General features: G+C 70.4%; 17 protein-coding genes. 11 read left to right on the forward strand and 6 right to left on the reverse strand.

The window, feature by feature from the left end:
- Positions 1-13: 13 nt before the first annotated feature.
- The 3 genes from OB08_RS06850 to OB08_RS06860 form a co-directional block, all read right to left on the reverse strand.
- Entirely contained in the window at positions 14-1,114 is a 1,101-nt protein-coding gene (locus tag OB08_RS06850) for a GNAT family N-acetyltransferase (RefSeq protein ID WP_461473461.1), read from the reverse strand.
- On the reverse strand, positions 1,111-2,190 hold the full coding sequence (locus OB08_RS06855; RefSeq protein WP_461473463.1) for a GNAT family N-acetyltransferase: 1,080 nt from the start codon (positions 2,188-2,190) through the stop codon (positions 1,111-1,113). Before OB08_RS06855 ends, OB08_RS06850 begins: the two co-directional genes overlap by 4 nt.
- 82 nt (positions 2,191-2,272) lie before the next feature.
- Positions 2,273-2,527, reverse strand: a complete 255-nt coding sequence (locus tag OB08_RS06860; protein WP_461473465.1) for a hypothetical protein — start codon at positions 2,525-2,527, stop codon at positions 2,273-2,275.
- A 512-nt stretch (positions 2,528-3,039) separates the two neighbouring features.
- On the opposite strand from OB08_RS06860, the gene smc reads away from it, so the two are divergent.
- From smc to OB08_RS06880, 4 genes are all read left to right on the forward strand, one after another.
- Positions 3,040-6,615: a chromosome segregation protein SMC gene (smc, locus tag OB08_RS06865; protein WP_461473467.1), complete on the forward strand. Its 3,576-nt coding sequence runs from the start codon at positions 3,040-3,042 to the stop codon at positions 6,613-6,615.
- Between the two features lie 50 nt (positions 6,616-6,665).
- Positions 6,666-7,538 carry a signal recognition particle-docking protein FtsY gene (gene ftsY, locus OB08_RS06870; RefSeq protein WP_461473469.1) on the forward strand — a complete coding sequence of 291 codons (873 nt, stop codon included), beginning with the start codon at positions 6,666-6,668 and terminating at the stop codon, positions 7,536-7,538.
- Between the two features lie 89 nt (positions 7,539-7,627).
- Positions 7,628-8,128, forward strand: coding sequence for a DUF2004 domain-containing protein (locus tag OB08_RS06875; protein WP_461473471.1), 501 nt, complete (start codon positions 7,628-7,630; stop codon positions 8,126-8,128).
- A 5-nt stretch (positions 8,129-8,133) separates the two neighbouring features.
- A complete protein-coding gene (locus OB08_RS06880) occupies positions 8,134-8,565 on the forward strand; it encodes an MSMEG_6728 family protein (RefSeq protein WP_461473473.1) in 432 nt (143 codons plus the stop codon).
- A 24-nt stretch (positions 8,566-8,589) separates the two neighbouring features.
- Here OB08_RS06880 and lipA read toward each other — a convergent pair whose 3' ends face one another.
- Together lipA and lipB are read right to left on the reverse strand one after the other, a co-directional pair.
- Positions 8,590-9,612, reverse strand: a complete 1,023-nt coding sequence (lipA, locus tag OB08_RS06885; RefSeq protein WP_461473475.1) for a lipoyl synthase — start codon at positions 9,610-9,612, stop codon at positions 8,590-8,592.
- Positions 9,609-10,250: a lipoyl(octanoyl) transferase LipB gene (gene lipB / locus OB08_RS06890; RefSeq protein WP_461473477.1), complete on the reverse strand. Its 642-nt coding sequence runs from the start codon at positions 10,248-10,250 to the stop codon at positions 9,609-9,611. The genes lipA and lipB overlap by 4 nt, the downstream gene beginning before the upstream one ends.
- An 86-nt stretch (positions 10,251-10,336) precedes the next feature.
- Here lipB and OB08_RS06895 point away from each other — a divergent pair, with 86 nt between their 5' ends.
- From OB08_RS06895 to OB08_RS06905, 3 genes are all read left to right on the forward strand, one after another.
- Complete coding sequence (locus tag OB08_RS06895; protein ID WP_461473479.1) at positions 10,337-11,326, forward strand: TetR family transcriptional regulator; 990 nt, start codon at positions 10,337-10,339, stop codon at positions 11,324-11,326.
- A gap of 223 nt (positions 11,327-11,549) precedes the next feature.
- Positions 11,550-13,109: a signal recognition particle protein gene (gene ffh, locus OB08_RS06900; RefSeq protein ID WP_461473481.1), complete on the forward strand. Its 1,560-nt coding sequence runs from the start codon at positions 11,550-11,552 to the stop codon at positions 13,107-13,109.
- Between the two features lie 193 nt (positions 13,110-13,302).
- Positions 13,303-14,148, forward strand: a complete 846-nt coding sequence (locus tag OB08_RS06905) for an endonuclease domain-containing protein (protein WP_461473483.1) — start codon at positions 13,303-13,305, stop codon at positions 14,146-14,148.
- Between the two features lie 98 nt (positions 14,149-14,246).
- On the opposite strand, the gene OB08_RS06910 is transcribed toward OB08_RS06905, so the two are convergent.
- The gene (locus tag OB08_RS06910) at positions 14,247-15,410 is read right to left on the reverse strand and encodes a glutamate--cysteine ligase (protein ID WP_461473485.1); all 1,164 of its coding nucleotides are present in this window, start codon (positions 15,408-15,410) and stop codon (positions 14,247-14,249) included.
- 228 nt (positions 15,411-15,638) lie between these two features.
- Here OB08_RS06910 and rpsP point away from each other — a divergent pair, with 228 nt between their 5' ends.
- From rpsP to OB08_RS06930, 4 genes are all read left to right on the forward strand, one after another.
- On the forward strand, positions 15,639-16,070 hold the full coding sequence (gene rpsP, locus OB08_RS06915; RefSeq protein ID WP_461473487.1) for a 30S ribosomal protein S16: 432 nt from the start codon (positions 15,639-15,641) through the stop codon (positions 16,068-16,070).
- 4 nt (positions 16,071-16,074) lie between these two features.
- Positions 16,075-16,305 carry an RNA-binding protein gene (locus OB08_RS06920; RefSeq protein WP_055965452.1) on the forward strand — a complete coding sequence of 77 codons (231 nt, stop codon included), beginning with the start codon at positions 16,075-16,077 and terminating at the stop codon, positions 16,303-16,305.
- Position 16,306: 1 nt separating this feature from the next.
- Positions 16,307-16,966, forward strand: a complete 660-nt coding sequence (gene rimM / locus OB08_RS06925; protein WP_461473490.1) for a ribosome maturation factor RimM — start codon at positions 16,307-16,309, stop codon at positions 16,964-16,966.
- A 119-nt stretch (positions 16,967-17,085) separates the two neighbouring features.
- Complete coding sequence (locus tag OB08_RS06930; RefSeq protein WP_461473492.1) at positions 17,086-21,228, forward strand: molybdopterin-dependent oxidoreductase; 4,143 nt, start codon at positions 17,086-17,088, stop codon at positions 21,226-21,228.
- Positions 21,229-21,314 lie beyond the last annotated feature (86 nt).

Consider the following 21,314-nt stretch of genomic DNA (forward strand, 5'->3'; position numbering starts at 1 on the left):
CGCGACCTCGTCGTCAGCCGGCGAGGATCTTCTTCCACGCGCCGGCGTACGACGCCGGCGCGAAGCCGATGGCCTCGTTGATGTCGAGCATGTGGCGGTTCTCCTCGGCGTTGAACGTCGACACGCGCGGTGACTCCGGGACGACCTCACGCCACCGCAGGAGGTTCGCGCACTTCACGATCGTGCCGAGCTTGCGACCGCGATGCTCCTTGAGCACGAGCGTGCCGTACTGCTGTGTCGCGCCGCTGTGGTCCTCCGAGATGACGAGCTCGTTGTACGCGGCGATCGTGCCGGTCGGCACGTGCTCCACCGCGGCCACCGAGACCGTGAGGCCCTGCGCCCGCTGGCGGGCGTCGCGCCGCTCGACGCGCGCCGCATCCCAGTGCTGCTCGTCCACGACCATCCCGCCGGTGGGTGCGTCGGTCGACATGCGCGACAGCACATAGCCGAACCCGTCGCGCCGCTCGGGCGGGGTCGGAGCCGTCCACGTGATCAGCCGGTAGTCGTCTCCCGCCGCCGCCCGCGCTTCGGCCAGCATCCGCTCGACGACCTCGAAGTCGCCCCGCAGATCGAACGAGCTGTTGCGCTCGACCTGCTCGAGGGTGAACCCGTTCGCGAGCTGGAACAGCGTCTGACGGTCCTCGGCCGGGATCGCGCCCCAGCCGGTCGGGGGTTCCAGGCGCGGGCCGGGTGCGTCGGGCCGGTGGAGCGTCCACGTCTGGATCGTCTTGAGGCCGCGCCTGCGCGCCTCCGTCTCGACCTCCGCGAGCAGCAGCTCCTCGGCGCCCTGCCCCCACATCGGCGGGTCGATCATGAGATCGAACTCGACGGTCGAGGCGTCCTCTTGGTTGGCGATCATGAGCTTGGCCGCACCGAGGACCACGCCGTCGCGGACGGCGGCGAAGGCCGGCTGCGACCAGTCGGCCTGGTCCTGCATGAAGCCGAGCATCTCCTCGGCCTCCTCGTCCAGATAGTCGTGCCCGGCATCGTGCCGGCACACGGCGTTCTGGATGCGGACCAGCTCGAGGAACCGGCCGGCGTCCGGCGCGTCGAGCGACGCCGGGACGACGATCGGCTCGACGGTGATGGTCGCCTGCTGGGCGAGATCGGTCATGACAGCACCTTCTTCCATGCGCCTTCGTACGCGATCGGGACGAAGCCGATCGCCTCGTTGATGTCGAGCATGGGGCGATTCTCCTCTGCGTTGTACGTGAGCACACGTGGCGATTCGGGCGCGATCTCGCGCCACGACAGCAGGCCGGCGCACTTCACGAGCGTGCCCAGCTTGTGGCCGCGGTGCTCCTTGAGCACGAGCGTGTCCTCCTGGTGGCTCGCTTCGGTGCGGTCCTTCCCGACGACCAGCTCGTTGAAGGCGCACAGCTCGCCGGTGGCGATGTGCTGCGCGGCCGTCACTTGGATGGTGCGACCCGAGTCGGTGTACTTGGCGTCGTGCTCGGCGATGCGCGCGGCATCCCACTTCTCCTCGTCGAACTCGAGCGCGGCGGCCGGCGCGTCGGTGACCATGCGCGACTTCATCCACGCGTAGCCCTCGGCGTACTCGGGCGGAGTCGGCGCGAACCACTGGACGATCCGGTAGTCCTGCGACGCGGCCTGCGCCTCGGCGAGCAGACGCTCCACCGTGTCGAACGGCGCCGTCAGATCGAAGGCGCTGTTGCGCTCGACCTGCTCGAGGGTGAAGCCGTGCCGCCGGAAGAACCGGGCGGCGTGGTCCTCGGGGATTTCGCCGAAGCCCGTGGGCGGTGCGAGGCGGGGTCCGTCGGCGGCGGGGTGCGCGGCCCAGGACTGCAGCACGCTGCGCCCGTTCTCGCGAGCCTCGTGCTCGATCATCTCGTAGGCGGCGGATCCGATGCCGCGGCCCCACGTCTCGCGGAGCAGCTCCACCAGCCAGAACGCCACTTTCGAGTCGTTCTCGAGCGGGAAGTCGACGGCGGCGCGACCGACGATCTCGCCGCCGTCCACGACGACCCACATGTTGCGCTCCTCGTACTCGTTCGGCTTGAAGTGGGGGAGCAGCTCGTCGGCAGGGATCGCGTTGTCGTCGTGCCCGGAGATCTCGCGGTAGACGAGGTTGCGCACCCGCACCATCTCGATGAAGTCGGCGGCGTGGGGAGCGTCGATGGATGCGGGGACCACCAGCGGGCGGAACTCGATGTCGGTGAGTGTGTTCATGATCGTGCGTCTTTCGGTGTGGATCGGAAGTGGGTGAGGGGGTCCGCCGCGCCGCTCGGGAAGCGGCGGACCCCGGTGGCCGTCACGGCCGAGGCGCGAGGAGGGCCTCGCGGAGGAAGCCGTGCTCACGCGCGGTGTTCGCGGCGTGGGTGCGGCGTGCGCGAGCGTGACGCTCGCGATCGTCGGTGAGCCGCGGAGTCCGGGTGCCCCAGATCAGCAGCTGCACGCCCAGATGAAGGGCGATGCGGTCGGCGAGCGAGATACGGGTGTCGCGGCTCGGGAGCCGCAGCGTATCGGGGATGCCCGAGGGGCGCTGCGGCGCGAAAGTGGTGTTCATGATGGTTTCTCTTCCGGATGGGTGGAGGTGGATGCCCGGAACCACGCGCGGTCGGGCGGGATGTCGTGCCGCAGCACGACGGGGATGATGGCAGGAGTGCGCTCGACGCCCGGAATCCGGGGCGGCGCAGGAGGATCGTGCCCTCGAGAGGGCAGAGTTCTCCCCTGCGGGGATCAGCCGGCGGTGTGGAAGCCGCTGTTCTGAGTGGCGCCGAAGGAGAGGGTCCCGAGCGCGCAGACACGAGCCGTCACGCCGTCAGGCGTGGTGACTCCAGTGGTGTTCATGTGCATCATTTCGGGACCTCCTTTCTCGACTTCAAGACGCGGAGAGTGACACTAGCGCGGTCTTGCAGCCCGCGTCAAGCTTTCTCGCAGATTCGGTGGACGACGGGCGTGTCGCGACCCGCGCGGCGATGCACGCGGGTGCGCGCGCACCCCTCCGGTAGCCTGGTGGGCGCCCGGAATCGATCGGGCGTCCCCGGCCGGGGAGGGCGCGACCGCGGAGGCGAACACATGCACCTGAAGAGCGTGACGCTCAAAGGGTTCAAGTCGTTCGCCCAGCCGACGACGTTCGCGCTCGAACCCGGCGTCACCTGCATCGTCGGTCCGAACGGATCGGGCAAGTCCAACGTCGTCGACGCGCTCGCGTGGGTGATGGGGGAGCAGGGTGCCAAGACCCTCCGCGGCGGCAAGATGGAGGACGTCATCTTCGCCGGTACCGCGACGCGCGGGCCACTCGGCCGCGCCGAGGTGCAGCTCACGATCGACAACAGCGACGGCGCCCTGCCGATCGAGTACTCCGAGGTCACGATCAGCCGAACGCTGTTCCGAAACGGCGCGAGCGAATACGCCATCAACGGCGAGGTCTGCCGGCTGCTCGACGTGCAGGAGCTGCTGAGCGACTCGGGCCTCGGCCGCGAGATGCACGTGATCGTCGGGCAGGGCCGCCTGGACAGCGTCCTGCAGGCGTCGCCCGAAGACCGCCGCGGCTTCATCGAGGAGGCCGCGGGCATCCTCAAGCATCGCCGCCGCAAAGAGAAGACCCTCCGCAAGCTCGAGGCGATGGAGGCCAACCTCACGCGGCTGAGCGACCTGGCCGGCGAGCTGCGGCGCCAGCTCAAGCCGCTCGGCCGGCAGGCCGAGATCGCCCGCGAGGCGGCCACGATCGCCGCCGTCGTGCGCGACGCCAAGGCCCGCCTGTTCGCCGACGAGATCGTCGGGCTCCGCGCCGAGCTCGCGTCGCACGCGCACAGCGAGCAGGAGCGCCACGCCGAGCGGATCGTGCTGCAGGACAGGCTCGACAACGCCCGCACCCGCATAGAGCAGCTCGAGGCGCAGCAGCGGTCGGAGGCCGTGGACCAGGCCCGCCGCGTGACGTACGGGCTCGAGCGGGTCCAGGAGCGGTTGCGCAGCCTGTACGCCCTCGCGGGCCAGCGGCTGGCGCTGCTCGGCGAGGCCGAGGACGACGAGCGCATCGAGCTCACGACCGTCTCGCAGGCGATGATCGACGAGGCCCGCGCCGAGATCCAGGACATCGCGGACGGGCTGGGCGGGGCACAGGATGCCGCGGCCGAGGCCTCGCGCGGCGTGATGCGCGCGCGCGGCGAACTCGACGCGCTCGACACCGACATCGCTGCGCAGAGCGCCCTCGTCTCGGAGCACGATCTGCGCCTCACGGCACTGCGGGGGTCGGCGGAGGCGGCCGAGTCGGCCCTGGCCGCCGTGCGGGCGGCCGTCGAACGTCAGCAGCGCTCCCTCGATGCCGCGCTGACCAGGCGTGCCGAGGCGGAGCAGACCCTCGCCGGCGTCGATCCGGATCTGGTGCCGGAGGGCTCGGCGGCCGAGTACGCATCGGCGTACGAGCGCGCCCAGCGCGATGCGACCGAGGCCGAGACCACCGTGGGTGCTCTGCGCGAACGCCTTCATGCCGCGGAGCGCGAGGCGGAGGCTCTCACGGCGCAGACCTCCGCGCTCAGCCGCGCGCTCGACGGGCGCAACGCAGCCGCTGAGATCGTCGAGCGCGGAGCCGCGGGGGTCCGCGGGCTCCTCGGCGACGCCGTCAGGATCACGGCCGGGTACGAGGCGGCGATCGCCGCCGCCCTGGGACCCCTCGTGGAGGGGATCCTCGTCGAGAGTCGCGACGATGCGGTCGCGACCGCGCGACTCGCCCGAGAGGGCGACCTCGGCACCGTCGACATCGCGATCGCCCAGGCCGGCACCATGCGCCCCGAGTTCCCGAAGATCGCCGGAGTCGTGCCGGCACGGGATGTCGTCTCCGCGCCCGACGGCGTGCTGGGAATCCTGGCGTTCGTCGTGGTCGCCGACGACCTGGACGCGGCTCTTTCCGCAGGACCGGTGCTCGCCGCGGCGGGGGTGGGCGGACCTGTCACCGTCGTGACGCGCGCGGGCGAGGTCGTGACCGAGTACACCGTGCGTGCCGGGTCGGGTCAGGGCCGCTCGCGTCTCGAGCTGGCCGCCGAGCGGGATGCCGCAGCCGAGCGTCGCGACGAGATCATCGTCGTGGCCGACTCGCTGCGCGAGGCGCTCCACGATGCCACGGGCGAACTCGAGCGCACCCGTCAGCGCACGACGGCCGCCCTCACGACACTGCGCGAGCACGACGCCGCTCTCGCCGCCCACACCGAGCAGGTCAACCGCGCCACGGTGCGATTCGAGGCCGCGGTCGCCGAGTGCGACCGCCTGGCATCCGGACTCGCGCAGGCCGCAGCGGCGGTGGAGGATGCGGAGGGGGCGGCCCGATCGGCCGGCGACCAATTGACAGCTGCCCTCGAGGCGCCGCGGCCCATCCTCGACGCCTCGGCGCGGGACGGCATGCTCGCCGCTCTCGAGGGTGCGCGCGACGCCGAGATGAGAGCGCGCCTCGATGTCGAGACCCTCAAGGAGCGCATCCGAGCGGGCGAGGCTCGTGTTCTGGGGCTGGAGCGCCAGCGCGAACGCGAACGCGAGGCGGCCGCCGAGGCGGCCCGGCGGGCGGTGGTGCGGCGTGCGCAGCGCGAGACGGCGGCCGGCGTCGCCGCCCAGCTTCCCGCCGTCCTCGACTCGGTCGAGCGTTCCCTCGTGCAGGCGCGTCTCGAGCAGGCGCAGGCCGAGTCCGAGCGCACCGCGCTCACTGCCGAGCTCAGCGAGCTGCGCGGTCAGGAGGCGGCAGCCCGAGAGCGGCTCGCCGGGCTCACGGAGAGCGTCCACAGCCTCGAGCTGCAGATCCACGAGAAGCGCCTGCACGTCACCGGCATCCTCGAGCGGGTGAGTTCCGAGCTGGGTCTCGATGAGCACATTCTGGTTTCGGAATATGGCCCGGATCAGCCTGTTCCTGTCGATGCCGCGCCGAATCGCGACGGCGACGGCGACGGCGACGAGGAGCGCGACGATGCAGGCGGAGGCGCGGACGAGGCATCCGTCCCCTACGAACGTGCGCAGCAGCGCCGCCGGCTGCAGGAGGCCGAGCGGAAACTGACACAGCTCGGCCGAGTCAACCCGCTCGCCCTCGAGGAGTTCGCGGCCCTCGAGCAGCGGCACAAGTTCCTCACCGAGCAGCTCGCCGATCTGACGCAGACGCGCAAGGACCTCATCACCATCATCGAGGAGCTCGACGAGCGGATGCAGGTCATCTTCCTCGCCGCGTTCGAAGACACCAGGACGGCCTTCGGCGAGGTGTTCCCGATCCTGTTCCCCGGCGGGTCGGGCAGCATCTCACTGACGAATCCGGACGACCCGCTGACGACCGGCATCGAGGTCGCGGTGCGTCCGGTCGGCAAGAAGATCGAGCGGCTGTCGCTGCTGTCCGGCGGCGAGCGCTCGCTCGCCGCAGTCGCGCTGCTCACCGCGATCTTCAAGGCGCGTCCGAGCCCGTTCTACATCCTCGACGAGGTCGAGGCCGCCCTCGACGACGCGAACCTCGGGCGCCTGCTCGGCGTCTTCGAGCAGCTGCGCGAATCGAGCCAGCTCATCGTCATCACCCACCAGAAGCGCACGATGGAGATCGCCGATGCGCTCTACGGTGTGTCGATGCGACAGGACGGCGTCTCGGCCGTCGTCGGCCAGCGGATCGGCGAGCGCGCCGCGAGCTGACCCCGAGCGCGCCGACGGCTGAGGCCGCGCGTGCGCCATAGGCTGGTGCCATGGCTGAAAGCTCCTGGTCGCTCGGTCGCGCGCTGCGTGGAATGTTCGTCAAGCCCACGATCGACGAGACCACGTGGGACGACCTCGAGACGGCGCTGCTGACGGCGGACTTCGGTCCCGACATCACCGAGCGGATCGTCGACGAGCTGCGCGAGAAGGTGGAGCGCTACCGCACCACCGACCCGAAGGATCTCCAGCGCATGCTGAAGGAGACGCTCGAGGAGCACTTCGCCAAGTTCGACACGACGCTGCGCCTGACGGAGCGTCCTGCCGTCGTCCTCGTCGTCGGGGTCAACGGCGTCGGCAAGACCACGACGATCGGCAAGTTCGCCAAGTTCCTCCAGCGATACGGCCGCTCGGTCGTGGTCGGCGCGGCCGACACCTTCCGCGCTGCAGCCGTCGACCAGCTCGCCACCTGGGCGGAGCGGGGCGGAGCCGAGATCGTGCGGCCGCAGCAGGAGGGGCAGGATCCGGCATCCGTCGCCTTCCAGACCATCGATTACGCCAAGCGCACCGGCACCGAGATCGTTCTCGTCGACACGGCGGGCCGCCTGCACACGAAGGGCGGGCTCATGGACGAGCTCACCAAGATCCGGCGGGTCATCGAGAAGCAGGCGCCGATCAGCGAGGTGCTGCTCGTCCTCGACGCGACCACCGGGCAGAACGGGGTCATGCAGGCGCAGGCCTTCCTCGAGCACGCGGGCGTGACCGGTCTGGTGCTCACGAAGCTCGACGGATCGGCCAAGGGCGGCTTCGTGCTGGCGGTGCAGGAGCGCACCGGGATCCCCGTCAAGCTCCTCGGCCAGGGCGAGGGGATCGGCGACCTGACCGGCTTCACGCCCCACGTGTTCGCGGCATCCCTCGTCGACTGACGCACTCCGGGAGTGTCGCGCGAGTAACGGATTCGCGCGACGCGCGGCCAGGGCTACCGTCTGAGCGCGGAGGCTGGTTTCATGGGGGCATGGCGATCGAGCACGACTATTTCGGACTCCTCGAGTCGGGGCCCGACGGTTCGATATTCTGGTCCGAGAACGTCGAGCTGGGGGATCAGTCGGTGACGGTGGACCTCACCGCGCCCGACCAGGACGACGTGTCGGAGGCGGCTCTCGATGTGGCGGCGGGACTCATCTCGGCCATCGAGGACATCGACCGCAGTGCGCGCAACTCCATGGTCAACGAGCTGAGCGATCGCACCAGCGAGGTGACCGAGTACATCCTCCAGCAGCAGGATTCTCTCGGCGACGAGCTGGAAGACCTGCTCGTCGACATCTCCGGCGACGTGCACATCGACGTCATCCGCTCACTCCAGCTGATGAGCATGACGATCCTGGCCGACGAGCACGGCGGGTCCGACCCGTTCGCCGTGCTCGAGTACGCGCTCGACCCCGACGCGACCGACGACGTGCTCCTGGTCAATCTCGACTCCGAGGGCGGCGTGCTCTCGGTGACGAGCGCCGAATAGATCGAGTGCAGACCTTTCTGCCCTACCCCTCGTTCGCGGACTCCGCTGCGGCGCTCGACCCGCCGCGCCTCGGGAAGCAGCGCGTCGAGACGCTGCAGCTGCTGCGCGCGAACACGGTGCCCGACTACGGGTGGCGCCACCATCCGGCGGCGAAGATGTGGGCGGGGCGGCTTCCAGCGCTCGTCGCGTACGGTCTCGCCATGACGGATGCCTGGACCGCGATGGGGCGCGCCGACACGGTGCGTCCGCAGCTCCTCGAGTTCGCGCCCGAGGTCGACGGCGTGCCGCAGGCCGACGTGGAGATGCCGCGGTGGCTCGGCGACGAGGCGTTCCACTTGTCCCACCGGTCGAACCTCGTCCGCAAGGATCCGGAGTTCTATCGTCCGCTCTTCGGAGACGTCCCCGACGACCTGCCCTACATCTGGCCGACCGCCTGAGGCTGCGCGGTCTCGCTCAGCCGGTCACACGGCCTGCGCGAACCCCAGCTCCGCCGCCTCGGCGATGTGCGCGAGGTGCGGCGGGATCTCGCGGCCCTTCGACACCATGGACTGCGCCCACAGGCGGCCGGCGCGGTACGACGACCGCACGAGCGGGCCCGCGAGCACGCCGAGGAACCCGATGCGCTCGGCCTCCTCCTTGAACTCCACGAACTCCTGGGGCTTCACCCATCGCGCGACCGGCAGGTGACGCGGTGACGGACGCAGGTACTGCGTGATCGTGATGATGTCGGTCCCGGCGTCGTGGAGATCCTGCAGCGCCTGCACCACCTCTTCGGGCTCCTCGCCCATTCCGAGGATCAGGTTCGACTTCGTGATGAGGCCGGCGCTGCGCGCCTGCGTCAGCACGTCGAGGGAGCGCTCGTAGCGGAACGCGGGACGGATGCGCTTGAAGATGCGCGGGACGGTCTCGACGTTGTGGGCGAAGACCTCGGGGCGGCTGTCGAACACCTCGCGCAGCAGCGCCGGGTCGCCGTTGAAGTCGGTCGCGAGGATCTCGACGCCGGTGTTCGGGTTCATCGCGTGGATCTGTCGCACGGTCTCGGCGTGCAGCCACGCGCCGCCGTCGGGCAGGTCGTCACGGGCGACGCCAGTCACGGTGGCGTAGCGCAGGTTCATGCGCACGACGCTCTCGGCGACGCGACGGGGCTCGTCGGTGTCGTAGTCCGCCGGCTTGCCGGTGTCGATCTGGCAGAAGTCGCAGCGTCGGGTGCACTGCGACCCGCCGATGAGGAAGGTGGCCTCGCGGTCCTCCCAGCACTCGTAGATGTTGGGGCATCCGGCCTCCTGGCAGACCGTGTGCAGCTCCTCGGTCTTCACCAGCGAGTGGAGAGCCTGGTACTCGGGCCCCATCTTCGCCTTCGTCTTGATCCACTCGGGCTTGCGCTCGATCGGCGTCTGCGCGTTGCGCACCTCGAGGCGCAGGAGCTTGCGCCCGTCGGGCCCGCTCGCCGGCGCGGACGACGAGGGGGTGCCGCACGCGCTCATGCCGCCACCTCCGCTGCGTACTCGGCCTGGAAGGCACGGGTCACCGAGTCGAGGACATCGTGCGGCGCGACATCGGCGCCGGCGACCTCGCTGAGGGTGGTGACGCCGGCGTCGGTGATGCCGCAAGGGATGATTCCCCGGAAGCCGGCGAGGCTGTTGTCGCAGTTGAGCGCGAAGCCGTGCATGGTCACGCCGCGCTGCACGCGCACGCCGATCGCGGCGATCTTGTCCTCGCCGAGCGGCCGCCGGACCCAGACGCCGCTGCGTCCCTCCACGCGGTAGCCGTCCACGTCGTGCTCGCTCAGTACGCCGATGAGCACCTGCTCGAGGCGGCGCACATGCGCCACGACGTCGACCGGCTCGGCGAGCCGCACGATGGGGTAGCCGACCAGCTGCCCCGGCCCGTGCCAGGTGATCTTCCCGCCGCGGTCGACGTCCACGACAGGCGTGCCGTCGGTCGGCCGCTCGTGCCGAGCCGTGCGGGCGCCCGCCGTGTAGACCGGCTCGTGCTCGAGGAGCAGCATCGTGTCGGGACGGGACCCCTCGACGACCTCGGCGTGGATGCGGCGCTGCATCGCCCAGCCGTCGAGGTAGGGGACGAAGTCGGGGGAGAGGCCCACGGTCTGGATCTCGAGCATGGTCTTCCTTCGCTTGTGGCGATTTCTGGATCCCGTCCAACATTACGCCACGAACGGGCGATCGCGACGACCGCTAGCGTGTGGGCATGAGCAGCACCGGACGCGTGGGCAGGCCGAAGGCGTCGTCGAAGGAGACGCTCGCCGAAGCGGCGTGCGAGCTCTTCCTCGAGCAGGGCTTCGAAGCGACGTCGATCGCCGACATCACATCGCGCGCCGGCGTCAGCCGCTCGAGCTTCTTCAACTACTTCGCGTCGAAGTCCGACATCCTGTGGGCCGGCCTCGACGAGCGGCTGGCGACGCTCGAGTCGCGGTTCGCCGACGAGGGGGCGACGGATCCCTCATCCGACGTGCGGGCGACGGTCATCGCACTGGGCGCCGACTTCGCGCCCGACAGTCTCGCCCTCGCGATCGTCAACGCGACCGCGATGGGACTCGGGGTCGAGTTCGAGCGCGAGGCGTCCTTCCGCCGCACGCGCATCGCGCGCGCCGTCGCCGACCGGCTGGTGCGCGAAGGCGCCGACCGTCTGCACGCTGAAGTGGCCGGTGCCGCGTGGGGAGGTGCCGTCCTCGCCGCGATCGAGGCGTGGGCGCACGACGGCGCGGGCGTGACGTCGCTCGAGCGCTTCCTGTCACGCGCGGCCGATGCCGCGGCATCCGTCGCGATCCAGCCGCCGGGAGCCGTCCGCCAGCTGCGTGTCGTCGTGCGCGCGCCCGACTTCGATGACGCGCTCGCCTTCTACCGCGATGTCGTCGGTATGCCCCAGTCCGAGGCGTATGAAGCCGACGGGGGCGCACGCGTCGCGATCCTCGACGCCGGACGCGCGACGCTCGAGCTCTCGAACCCCGCGCAGGTCGAGTTCATCGACCGCGTCGAGACCGACGGCGCCGCGAGCGACCGCATCCGGCTCGCCCTCGAGGTCGACGACGCGGCCTCGGCCGCCGATCGTCTCGCTGCCGGAGGAGCGGGGGTCGAGGCATCCGTTCGCCAGACGCCGTGGCGCTCGCTCAACGCGCGTCTGCGGGGGCCGGCGGGTCTGCAGCTGACGCTCTTCCAGGAGCTCGGGCCCCAGGAGTAGGCGCTCGGCGGACGTTTCGCGCTCGGCCGGACAGGTACGGGGTGAAGACCACCTGACGCGGAAGACGCCATGACACCGGACCTGCTCGACGACCTGCTCGACCGCTACGCGCGGGCGAAGGACGAGCTCCGGGCGGTGCTGGGCGCGACCGTCTGCACGGTCTGACGCCGGCGCTCCGGACGACGGCGGGGCGTGGCATCCGCTCGCGTAGAATCGGGGGATCATGGCGACTTTCGGCACCCTCTCCGACCGGCTCACCGAGACCTTCCGCAACCTCCGCACCAAGGGCAAGCTCACGCCCGCGGACGTCGACGGCACCGTCCGCGAGATCCGCCGGGCCCTGCTCGACGCCGACGTGGCGCTGCCCGTCGTCAAGGAGTTCACCGCCAAGGTGCGCGAGCGCGCGCTCGGCGACGAGGTGAACCGGGCGCTGAACCCCGCGCAGCAGGTCGTGCAGATCGTCAACGAGGAACTCATCGCGATCCTCGGCGGCGAGCAGCGACGACTGCAGTTCGCGAAGAACCCGCCGACCGTCATCATGCTCGCGGGCCTCCAGGGCTCCGGAAAGACGACGTTCGCCGGCAAGCTCGCCCGGCAGCTCGAGAAGGACGGCCACACGCCGCTCCTGATCGCCGCCGACCTCCAGCGCCCCAACGCCGTGAACCAACTGCAGGTCGTCGCCGAGAGGGCGGGCGCCGCGATCTACGCGCCCGAGCCCGGCAACGGCATCGGCGACCCCGTGCGCGTCGCCCGCGAGGGCGTCGAGGTGGCGCGCCGGCAGCAGCACGACGTCGTGATCATCGACACCGCCGGTCGCCTCGGCGTCGACGCCGAGCTCATGAAGCAGGCCGCCGACATCCGCAAGGCCACCGACCCCGACGAGGTGCTGTTCGTCATCGACGCGATGATCGGACAGGATGCCGTCAACACGGCCAAGGCCTTCCAGGACGGCGTCGACTTCACAGGTGTCGTGCTGTCGAAGCTCGACGGCGACGCGCGAGGCGGCGCAGCCCTGTCGGTCGCCTCGGTGACCGGGCGACCGATCATCTTCGCGTCCACCGGCGAGGGTCTCGACGATCTCGAGGCCTTCCACCCCGACCGCATGGCGAGCCGCATCCTCGACCTCGGCGACATCCTGACCCTCATCGAGCAGGCCCAGCAGGCCTTCGACGAGGAAGAGGCCATGAAGATGGCCGAGAAGCTCGCCACCGAGACTTTCACGCTCGAGGACTTCCTCGATCAGATGCAGCAGATGAAGAAGATGGGCTCGATGAAGAAGATGCTCGGGATGCTCCCGGGCATGGGGTCCATGAAGGACCAGCTCGAGAACTTCGACGAGCGCGAGATCGACCGCACCGAGGCCATCATCCGCTCGATGACGCCGGGCGAGCGTCGCAACCCCAAGGTGCTCAACGGCTCGCGTCGCCTGCGCATCGCCCGCGGCTCGGGCATGACGGTGACCGACGTCAACCAGCTCGTCCAGCGCTTCGACCAGGCCGCCAAGATGATGAAGACCGTCGCGCGCGGCGGCGTCCCCAACATCCCCGGCATGGGCCCGATCCCCGGCGCCGGACGGCCCGGTGCGTCGGCCAAGCGGGGCAAGCAGCAGAAGGCGAAGGGCTCCCGCTCGGGCAACCCCGCCAAGCGTGCCGCCGAGAACGCCGGCATCGCCGCCGCACCCGTGACGCCCACCGGATCGGGCTTCGGTCTGGGCGGAGGCGCGAAGGGCGGGCCGAGCGAGGCCGACCTCGCCGAGCTGCAGAAGCTCCTCGGCAAGGGCTGACCCGGCCGGCCCGCGGCGCCGCATCCGCGTCGCACGAGGAGCGCTCGCGGGACGAGGACCGATTCCTCGAATCCATCCTCGCGCCGCGAGGTGTCCTCGACTCGCGGCCTCCCCAGGCGACGTTCGGCCGCGTCTTTGCACAGCAGGCATCCGCGGCGCGTCCGGCCCGACAGCTTTACGCGAGCCTTGCTGCATGGCTCGACTCGCGTCGCTGGTGCAATGGATCGATCTTCGCGGGGGCATCGCCCACCGCAGCGAGGCGCGCGCGGCCGGATTCACTGATCACGACCTTCGAACGTCCACCGCACAAGCGCGGATGCGGTCGGTGAGGCGTTCCTGGATCGTGTCGACGGCGGCGCCACCGGCGGGCGTCCGGGCCGTCGAGGCAGGCGGACGTCTCACATGCCTGTCCGAGGCCGTTCGGCGAGGCCTGTGGGTGGCCGACCATGACGACCTGCACGTGGGTATGCCGCGATCCTCCTCGACACCGCTCCGCGACGGCATCCGCTACCACTGGGCGTCCGGACCTGTGCCGATCGCGCGCTGGGCCTGGCATGACGACCCGCATAACATGCTCGCGCACATCGCGACGTGCGTGCCGCGCGACCAGGCGCTTCTCGTCTGGGAGTCGGCGCTGCGAACTCGCCTGGTGAGCGCTGAGCACCTCGCGCGGATCACATGGCCAGGACCCCGAGCGAAAGAGCTGGCAGAAATCGCCGGTGTCCTCTCGGACTCCGGGTTGGAGACGCTCCTCGTTTTCCGGCTTCGACCTTTTTCGCTGCCCATTCGTCAGCAGGTGCTCGTCGAAGGACATCAGGTGGACCTGCTCGTCGGCAGAAGGCTCATCGTGCAGATCGATGGGTTTCAGCACCACAGTGAGGCCCGCGATCGAAGGCGAGACATCGCTCACGACGCGCGACTCGTCCTTCGCGGGTACACCGTCCTGAGGTTCGATTACGCGCAGGTGCTTTTCGGATGGCAAGAGGTGGAGCGAACCATTCTCCTCGCGGTCGCACAGGGTCTCCACCGCGGGGAGTGATGACGAGGAGGAATCGCGAAGAGAGGACCGCCTGTGGCGATCGATCCTCGATTCGCGAGTCGTCCTAGATTCCGGAGCTCGGCTGGGCGCGGCAGGCGTCAGTGACGGAGGGTCGAGAGGTGCTCGCGCAGCGTCGGCCCCGAGCGGAACTCGCGGATGAGGTGGCGCACGACCTCGCGCAGGTCGCCGTCCGCGGCATCCGCCACCACGAGCTGGCGGGCGTAGCTCGCGCCTTGATCGAGGATGGTCTCGATGCCGGCGAGCTCGCGGGCGCACTTGAGCTCGACCGCGATGTCGCCGAGCGCCGCCAGCGTCTCGCGCAGGTGGTCGGTCACGGGTACCTGCGTGCCCGCGCGGTCGACGATGACGCGCGCGTCGAGGCCGTAGCGCGCCGCCCGCCACTTGTTCTCGCGGATGAACCACGGCTGCAGCGTGACCAGGTCGCGGCCCTCGTCGAGCTCGCGGGAGAAGTGCTCGACGAGCACCTGCACGAGAGCGGCGACGGCCGCGAGCTCGGGCAGCGTCGACATGCCGTCGCACGCGCGCACCTCGATCGTTCCCCAGCGGGGAGCGGGCCGGATGTCCCACCGGACCTCGGTCGCGTCTTCGAGCACGCCGGTGCCGACGAGATCGCCGATGTAGCCCTCGAACTGACCCCACGTGTCGAGCGGCCAGGGCAGCCCTGCGGTCGGCAGCTGCTGAAAGACCAGCGAGCGGTTGGAGGCGTACCCGGTGCGCTCGCCCGCCCAGAACGGACTCGAGGCGGACAGGGCCTGCAGGTGGGGGAGGTACACGGCCAGGGCGTTGATGATCGGGAAGACCTTGTTGACGTCGTCGACGCCGACGTGCACGTGGATGCCCCAGATCATCATGTTGCGACCCCACCACTGGGTGCGGTCGATGAGCTTGTTGTAGCGGGTCTTGTCGGTGACCTTCTGGTCGTACCACTGGGCGAACGGGTGACTCCCGGCGCACAGCAGCTCGACGTCGAGCGGCGTGGTGACGGTGCGGACCGCCGCGATCGCATCGGCGATGTCGTCGACGGCGGCGGCGACCGTGTCGCCAACGCCGCTGGTCACCTCGACGGTGTTCGTCAGCAGCTCTCCGGTGACCGTATAGCGCTCGTGCGCGCTCGACTCCTCGAGCTCGGAAAGGATCTCCGGCGCGCGCGGTGCGAGGTCACCCGTCTTCCCATCGGCGAGCATGAGCTCCCACTCCAGGCCTACCGACGAGCGGGCGGATGTCGCGAAGGGCACCGTCATGGGCACAGTCTGACACGCGGATGCCGCGATCCGATGTGTTCACGGCACCGTTCGTCATCCGGTGGGCGGCGTGTTCGCGGGAGTCCCTGCGTTATGGAAGAATAGAGGGCTGGATCACCTGCTCGACCCTCTATCCGGCGGGGCGATCCTCCCTTCAGAGCTTCCGCCGGGTGTGCACCCCACTCTCCAGGCGATCGGTTCACTCACTTCCACACATTCAGGAGAATCGTGGCTGTCAAGATTCGTCTCAAGCGCCTCGGCAAGATCCGTGCGCCCTACTACCGCATCGTCGTGGCCGACTCGCGCACCAAGCGCGACGGTCGTGTCATCGAGGAGATCGGCAAGTACCACCCCACCGAGGAGCCCTCGTTCATCGAGGTCGACTCCGAGCGTGCGCAGTACTGGCTGTCCGTCGGCGCCCAGCCGACCGAGCAGGTGCTCGCGCTCCTCAAGCTGACCGGCGACTGGGGTCAGTTCAAGGGCGACAAGAACGCCGTCTCGACCGTCCGCACCAAGGAGGCGAAGGCCGACTTCGAGGTCGACTCCTCGAAGAAGTCGGTCGTCAAGCCCAAGGCCGAGAAGAAGGCCGAGGAGCCCGTCGAGGCTCCCGCCGACGAGGCGACCGACGCGGCCGACGAGGCCGCCGAGTCCGCCGAGTAATCCGTTGCTCGCCGCCGCGCTCGAACACGTCGTCAAGGGGATCGTCGATCACCCCGACGCCGTGCGCATCGACTCGTCCACGTCGCCTCGCGGTGACGTGCTCGAGGTGCACGTCCACCCCGATGACCGGGGTCGCGTGATCGGGCGCGGCGGCCGCACGGCCAAAGCCCTGCGCACCCTCATCAGCGCGCTCGCCGACGGCCGGCGCGTCCGCGTCGACGTCGCGGACGACTGAGGTGGCAGGCGAACCAGACGTCTGGGGAGAGAGCCCCGAGTCGTCGAAGAACCTCGCTCCCGCGCCGACCGGCAAGACGCAGCTGCGCGTCGGTCGCCTGGTCAAGGCCCACGGCCTGAAGGGCGCCATCAAGCTCGAGCTCTACACGGACGACCCGGAGGGGCGCTTCGTCCCGGGGGCGACCTTCACCCTGCAGGTTCCCGTGTCGTCGCCGTGGCACGGCAAGCCCCTCACCGTCCGTGAGTTCCGCTGGATGAACAGCCACCCCGTCGCGTTCTTCGAGGGTGTCGACGACCGCGACGCCGCGGAGGAGCTCATCCGCGCGATCCTGTGGATCGACCAGGACACGCAGGCGCCCTCGACCGAGGAGGACGCCTGGTTCGACCACCAGCTCGTCGGCCTCGACGTCGTCCGCGACGGCGTGACGGTCGGGCGCGTCGTGCGCGTCGATCACATGCCGGCTCAGGACCTCCTGATCGTGCGCGTCGACGCCGAACGCGAGGTGCTGGTGCCGTTCGTGAAGGCGATCGTCCCGGAGGTCGACATCCCGGGCGGCCGCCTCGTGGTCACTCCGCCGGCGGGTCTCTTCGAGGAGATCCCGGGAGCGGATGCCGGTGACGACGAGCCCGGCGAGCGCGATCCCGACGACGCCGGCGCCTGATCGCGGCGGCGGGCGCGGCATCCGCTCACTCCTGCTCACAGGCGACCGTGAGGTCGATGTGATCCGGCGGTAACACCGCACGCGACGGCGTGGAACATCGCTCCGCGATCATCGGGGGCATGAGCACACTCGCGCCGTCGTCCGACGCGCGCACGCCCGCGCCGCCGTCCGACGTGCGGGCGGTGTGCTCGTACTGCGGGGTGGGATGCGGCATCACCGTGTCGACGAAGCCGGACCCCTCGGGAGGCGGGCGCGTCGTCGCCCGCACGGTCGGCGACAAGGCGCACCCCGCGAACGCCGGGCGGCTGTGCACGAAGGGTGCGACCCACGTCGACCTCATGCACGCGCCCGGCCGCATGTCGACGGCGCACATCCGGCGCGCCCGCGGCGAGGACGCCGTCCCCGCACCTCTCGACACGGCGATCGCGGCGGCCGGCCGGCGGCTGCGGGCGATCGTCGACGAGCACGGGCCGGACTCGGTCGCCGTGTACGTGTCGGGGCAGATGTCGATCGAGGCGCAGTACCTCTCGAACAAGCTCGTCAAGGGCTACCTGCGGGGCCTGCACATCGAGTCGAACTCGCGCCTGTGCATGGCGTCGGCGGGAACGGGGTACAAGCAGTCGCTCGGCGCGGACGGACCGCCGGGCTCGTACGAGGACTTCGACGCCGCCGATCTGTTCTTCGTGATCGGCTCGAACATGGCCGACTGCCATCCGATCCTCTTCCTGCGCATGGCGGACCGGCTCAAGCAGGGCGCGAAGCTCATCGTCGTCGATCCACGCCGCACCGCGACGGCGGAGCGCGCCGACCTCTACCTGCCGATCGCGCCCGGCACTGATCTCGCGCTCCTGAACGGCCTGCTGCACCTTCTCGTCGAGGACGGCAGCATCGACGAGGAGTTCATCGCGGCGCACACGGAGGGCTGGGACGGCATGCCCGCGTTCCTCGCCGAGTACGCCCCCGCTCGCGTGGCAGAGGTCACGGGGCTGCCCGAGGCCGACATCCGCACCGCGGCGCGCTGGATCGGCGAAGCGGGCGAGTGGATGACCCTGTGGACGATGGGACTCAACCAGTCCACGCAGGGGACGTGGCACACGAACGCGATCTGCAACCTGCACCTGGCGACCGGGGCGATCTGCCGGCCGGGAAGCGGACCCTTCTCGCTGACGGGCCAGCCCAACGCGATGGGCGGACGCGAGATGGGCTACATGGGCCCGGGCCTTCCGGGCCAGCGCGCGGTGTTCAGCCCGGCCGACCGCGCCTTCGTCGAAGACGTGTGGGGAGTGGAGCCGGGAACCATCCGTGACGAGGCGGGCACCGGCACGGTCGAGATGTACCGGTCGATGGCGGCCGGCGACATCAAGGCGGCATGGATCATCTGCACCAACCCCGTCGCCTCGGTGGCGAACCGCAAGACGGTGATCGCGGGGCTCGAGACGGCCGAGCTGGTCATCGTGCAGGACGTGTTCACCGAGACGGCCACGAACGCGTACGCCGACATCCTGCTGCCGGCGACCCTGTGGGTGGAGTCGGAGGGCGTGATGGTCAACAGCGACCGCACGATGACCCTCGTGCAGCGCGTCGCGCGGCCTCCGGGTGACGCGCAGCCGGACTGGCTCACGATCTGCCGCGTCGCGCAGGCCATGGGGTTCGACGAGGGCTTCGCGTTCGCGTCCGCCGCGGAGGTCTTTGACGAGATCCGCCGGTTCTGGAACCCTCAGACGGGCTGGGACGTGCGGGGCGTCGACTACGACCGTCTGCGGCGCGGGCCCGTGCAGTGGCCGGCCCCGCCCGGGGACGCCGAGGACCGGCATCCGATCCGCTACGTCAACGACGGCGTGAGCCAGTCGCTCCACCGCGAGCAGGACGGCACCGTTCCCCGCCTCGCCTTCGCCACGCCGTCGCGCCGAGCGCAGTTCTTCGCGAGGCCCCATCTCGGTCCGAGCGAGCTGCCCGACGACGAGTACCCCTGGATCCTCAACACCGGGCGTCTGCAGCACCAGTGGCACACGATGACCAAGACCGGCCGGGTCGACAAGCTTCGCAAGCTGCATCCCGACCCCTTCGTGGAGGTGCATCCGCTCGATGCCGAACACGAGGGCATCGCTCCGGGCGACCTCGTGGAGATCTCGTCGCGGCGGGGCAGGGCCGTGCTCCCTGCGGTCGTGACCGACCGCGTCCGCCCCGGATGCTGCTTCGCCCCTTTCCACTGGAACGACGAGCACGGCGAGTACCTCACCGTCAACGCGGTGACCAGCGACGCCGTGGATCCCGCGTCGCTGCAGCCCGAGTTCAAGTACGCGGCCGTCGCGCTGCGCCGCGTCGGGCCGGCTCCCGACAGGTCCGCCGCCGACGGAGAGAGCGAGCGGATGCCGCACCCCGGCGCCGCCCGCGCGGTGCTGGCCGCCGCCGGCGCGGGGGAAGGCGCCGCACCGGCTCTGAGCGAGGCGGAGGGCGCCTATGTCTCGGGGTTCCTCTCGGCGCTCGAGGCGGCGCCGGTGACGGGCGGCACGGTGCCCGTGCTGCCGGCGAGCGCGCCCCTCCGCGAGATCTCCCGCGCGTGGTTCGACGGCGTGCTCGCCGGCGTCTACTCGCGCACGCCGCTGGGCCTGCCGCTCCCCGCCGCGACCCCCGCGGCGGCGGACCAGGACGAGGTGACGGTGCTGTGGGGGTCGCAGACCGGCAACGCGGAGGAGGTCGCCTCGACGTGCGCGGCGACGCTGACCGCCCGCGGCATCCCGGCGCGCACGGTGAGCATGGTCGACATGTCGCTCACCGACCTGGCGGCCGTGCGCAGGCTCCTCGTGGTGACGTCGACCTTCGGAGACGGCGGGCCGCCCGACAACGCGGCCGACCTGTGGGCCGAGCTCAACGCGGAGGACGTTCCCGCCCTGCCCGAGCTCGACTATGCGGTGTTCGCAATCGGCGACTCGAGCTACGACGACTTCTGCGGCCACGGACGCGGCATCGACGACCGCCTCGGTGCGCTCGGCGCCACCGCGCTCCTGCCGCGCGTGGACTGCGAGCCCGACTACGCCGAACCCGCTGCGGCCTGGCTCGAGCAGGTCATCTCGACGCTCACCACCGGGGACGAGGCATCCGTCGCCCCCGCAGGCACGGTCGAGGCGCCCGCCACGCGACGGCTCTTCACGCGAAGCAACCCCGTGCGGGCGTCGCTCGTGACCAACACGCTCCTGAGCGGCGCAGGATCCGCGAAGGAAGTCCGCCAGTTCGGCTTCGACCTGTCGCGCGCGGGCGTCGCCTATGAGGCGGGCGATTCGCTCGGCGTCGTCTGCGCGAACGCGCCGGCGATGGTGGCCGAGTGGCTCGACGTCACGGGTCTCGCCCGTCACGCGATCGTCGAGGTCGACGGACGGGAGCTGTTCCTCGAGGACGCTCTCACCACCGACCTCGACATCACCCGGATCACACCGGATCTGCTGGCCTTCGTCTCCGGGCGCAACTCCGACCCGACCCTGGCGACCCTGCTGCGTCGCGAGAACAAGGGTCGCCTGGAGCAGTACCTGTGGAGCATGCACGCGGTCGATCTGCTGCGCGCCTTCCCGGTGACGGCGCCGGCGGACGAGTGGGTGAGGATGCTCAAGCGCCTCCAGCCTCGGCAGTACTCGATCTCGTCAAGCCCGAAGACGAGCCCCGACGAGGTGCAGCTCACCGTCTCGGTCGTGCGCTTCCAGACCGAGAGCGGACGGCACCGCGGCGGCGTCGCCTCGACGTTCCTCGCGGACTCCGCGGCGGGGGAGCCCGCGCCCATCTACCTGCAGAAGTCGCCGCACTTCCGCGTGCCGGCGTCGGGCGACGCGCCGATGATCATGATCGGGCCGGGGACCGGGATCGCCCCGTTCCGCAGCTTCCTCCACGACCGGCGCGCCGACGGCCACACCGGCCGCAACTGGCTGTTCTTCGGAGAGCAGCATGCGGCGACCGACTTCTACTACCGCGACGAGCTGGAGGCGATGCGCGAGGACGGCTTCCTCACGCGCCTCGACCTCGCCTTCTCGCGCGACCAGCGCCAGAAGATCTACGTGCAGGACCGGATGGTCGAGCACGGGCTCGAGCTGTGGCGGTGGCTGCAGGACGGCGCGCACGTGTACGTGTGCGGCGACGCGAGCCGCATGGCCAAGGACGTCGATGACACGCTCGTCACGATCGCGCGTCGCCACGGCGGGCTGTCCGAGGAGGCGGCCGTCGAGTACCGCAAGAGCCTCGTCGCGCAGAAGCGCTACGTCCGCGACGTCTACTGACGGACGGGCGGATGCCGCAGCATCCGCTCGTCGGTCACCGAATGCGAGAGCGGGCCGCACCCGGAGGTGCGGCCCGCTGTTCGTCC

It is taken from the genome of Microbacterium sp. HJ5 (genome assembly GCF_054824025.1).

What these genes read in the sequence shown, in the direction of transcription:
- OB08_RS06850 (WP_461473461.1), bottom strand. Translation starts at nt 1,114, where the DNA reads ATGACCGATCTCGCCCAGCAGGCGACCATCACCGTCGAGCCGATCGTC.
- ffh (WP_461473481.1), top strand. Translation starts at nt 11,550, where the DNA reads ATGGCGACTTTCGGCACCCTCTCCGACCGGCTCACCGAGACCTTCCGC.
- ftsY (WP_461473469.1), top strand. Translation starts at nt 6,666, where the DNA reads ATGGCTGAAAGCTCCTGGTCGCTCGGTCGCGCGCTGCGTGGAATGTTC.
- lipB (WP_461473477.1), bottom strand. Translation starts at nt 10,250, where the DNA reads ATGCTCGAGATCCAGACCGTGGGCCTCTCCCCCGACTTCGTCCCCTAC.
- lipA (WP_461473475.1), bottom strand. Translation starts at nt 9,612, where the DNA reads ATGAGCGCGTGCGGCACCCCCTCGTCGTCCGCGCCGGCGAGCGGGCCC.
- OB08_RS06905 (WP_461473483.1), top strand. Translation starts at nt 13,303, where the DNA reads ATGGCTCGACTCGCGTCGCTGGTGCAATGGATCGATCTTCGCGGGGGC.
- OB08_RS06860 (WP_461473465.1), bottom strand. Translation starts at nt 2,527, where the DNA reads ATGAACACCACTTTCGCGCCGCAGCGCCCCTCGGGCATCCCCGATACG.
- OB08_RS06930 (WP_461473492.1), top strand. Translation starts at nt 17,086, where the DNA reads ATGAGCACACTCGCGCCGTCGTCCGACGCGCGCACGCCCGCGCCGCCG.
- OB08_RS06855 (WP_461473463.1), bottom strand. Translation starts at nt 2,190, where the DNA reads ATGAACACACTCACCGACATCGAGTTCCGCCCGCTGGTGGTCCCCGCA.
- OB08_RS06875 (WP_461473471.1), top strand. Translation starts at nt 7,628, where the DNA reads ATGGCGATCGAGCACGACTATTTCGGACTCCTCGAGTCGGGGCCCGAC.
- OB08_RS06910 (WP_461473485.1), bottom strand. Translation starts at nt 15,410, where the DNA reads ATGACGGTGCCCTTCGCGACATCCGCCCGCTCGTCGGTAGGCCTGGAG.
- OB08_RS06895 (WP_461473479.1), top strand. Translation starts at nt 10,337, where the DNA reads ATGAGCAGCACCGGACGCGTGGGCAGGCCGAAGGCGTCGTCGAAGGAG.
- smc (WP_461473467.1), top strand. Translation starts at nt 3,040, where the DNA reads ATGCACCTGAAGAGCGTGACGCTCAAAGGGTTCAAGTCGTTCGCCCAG.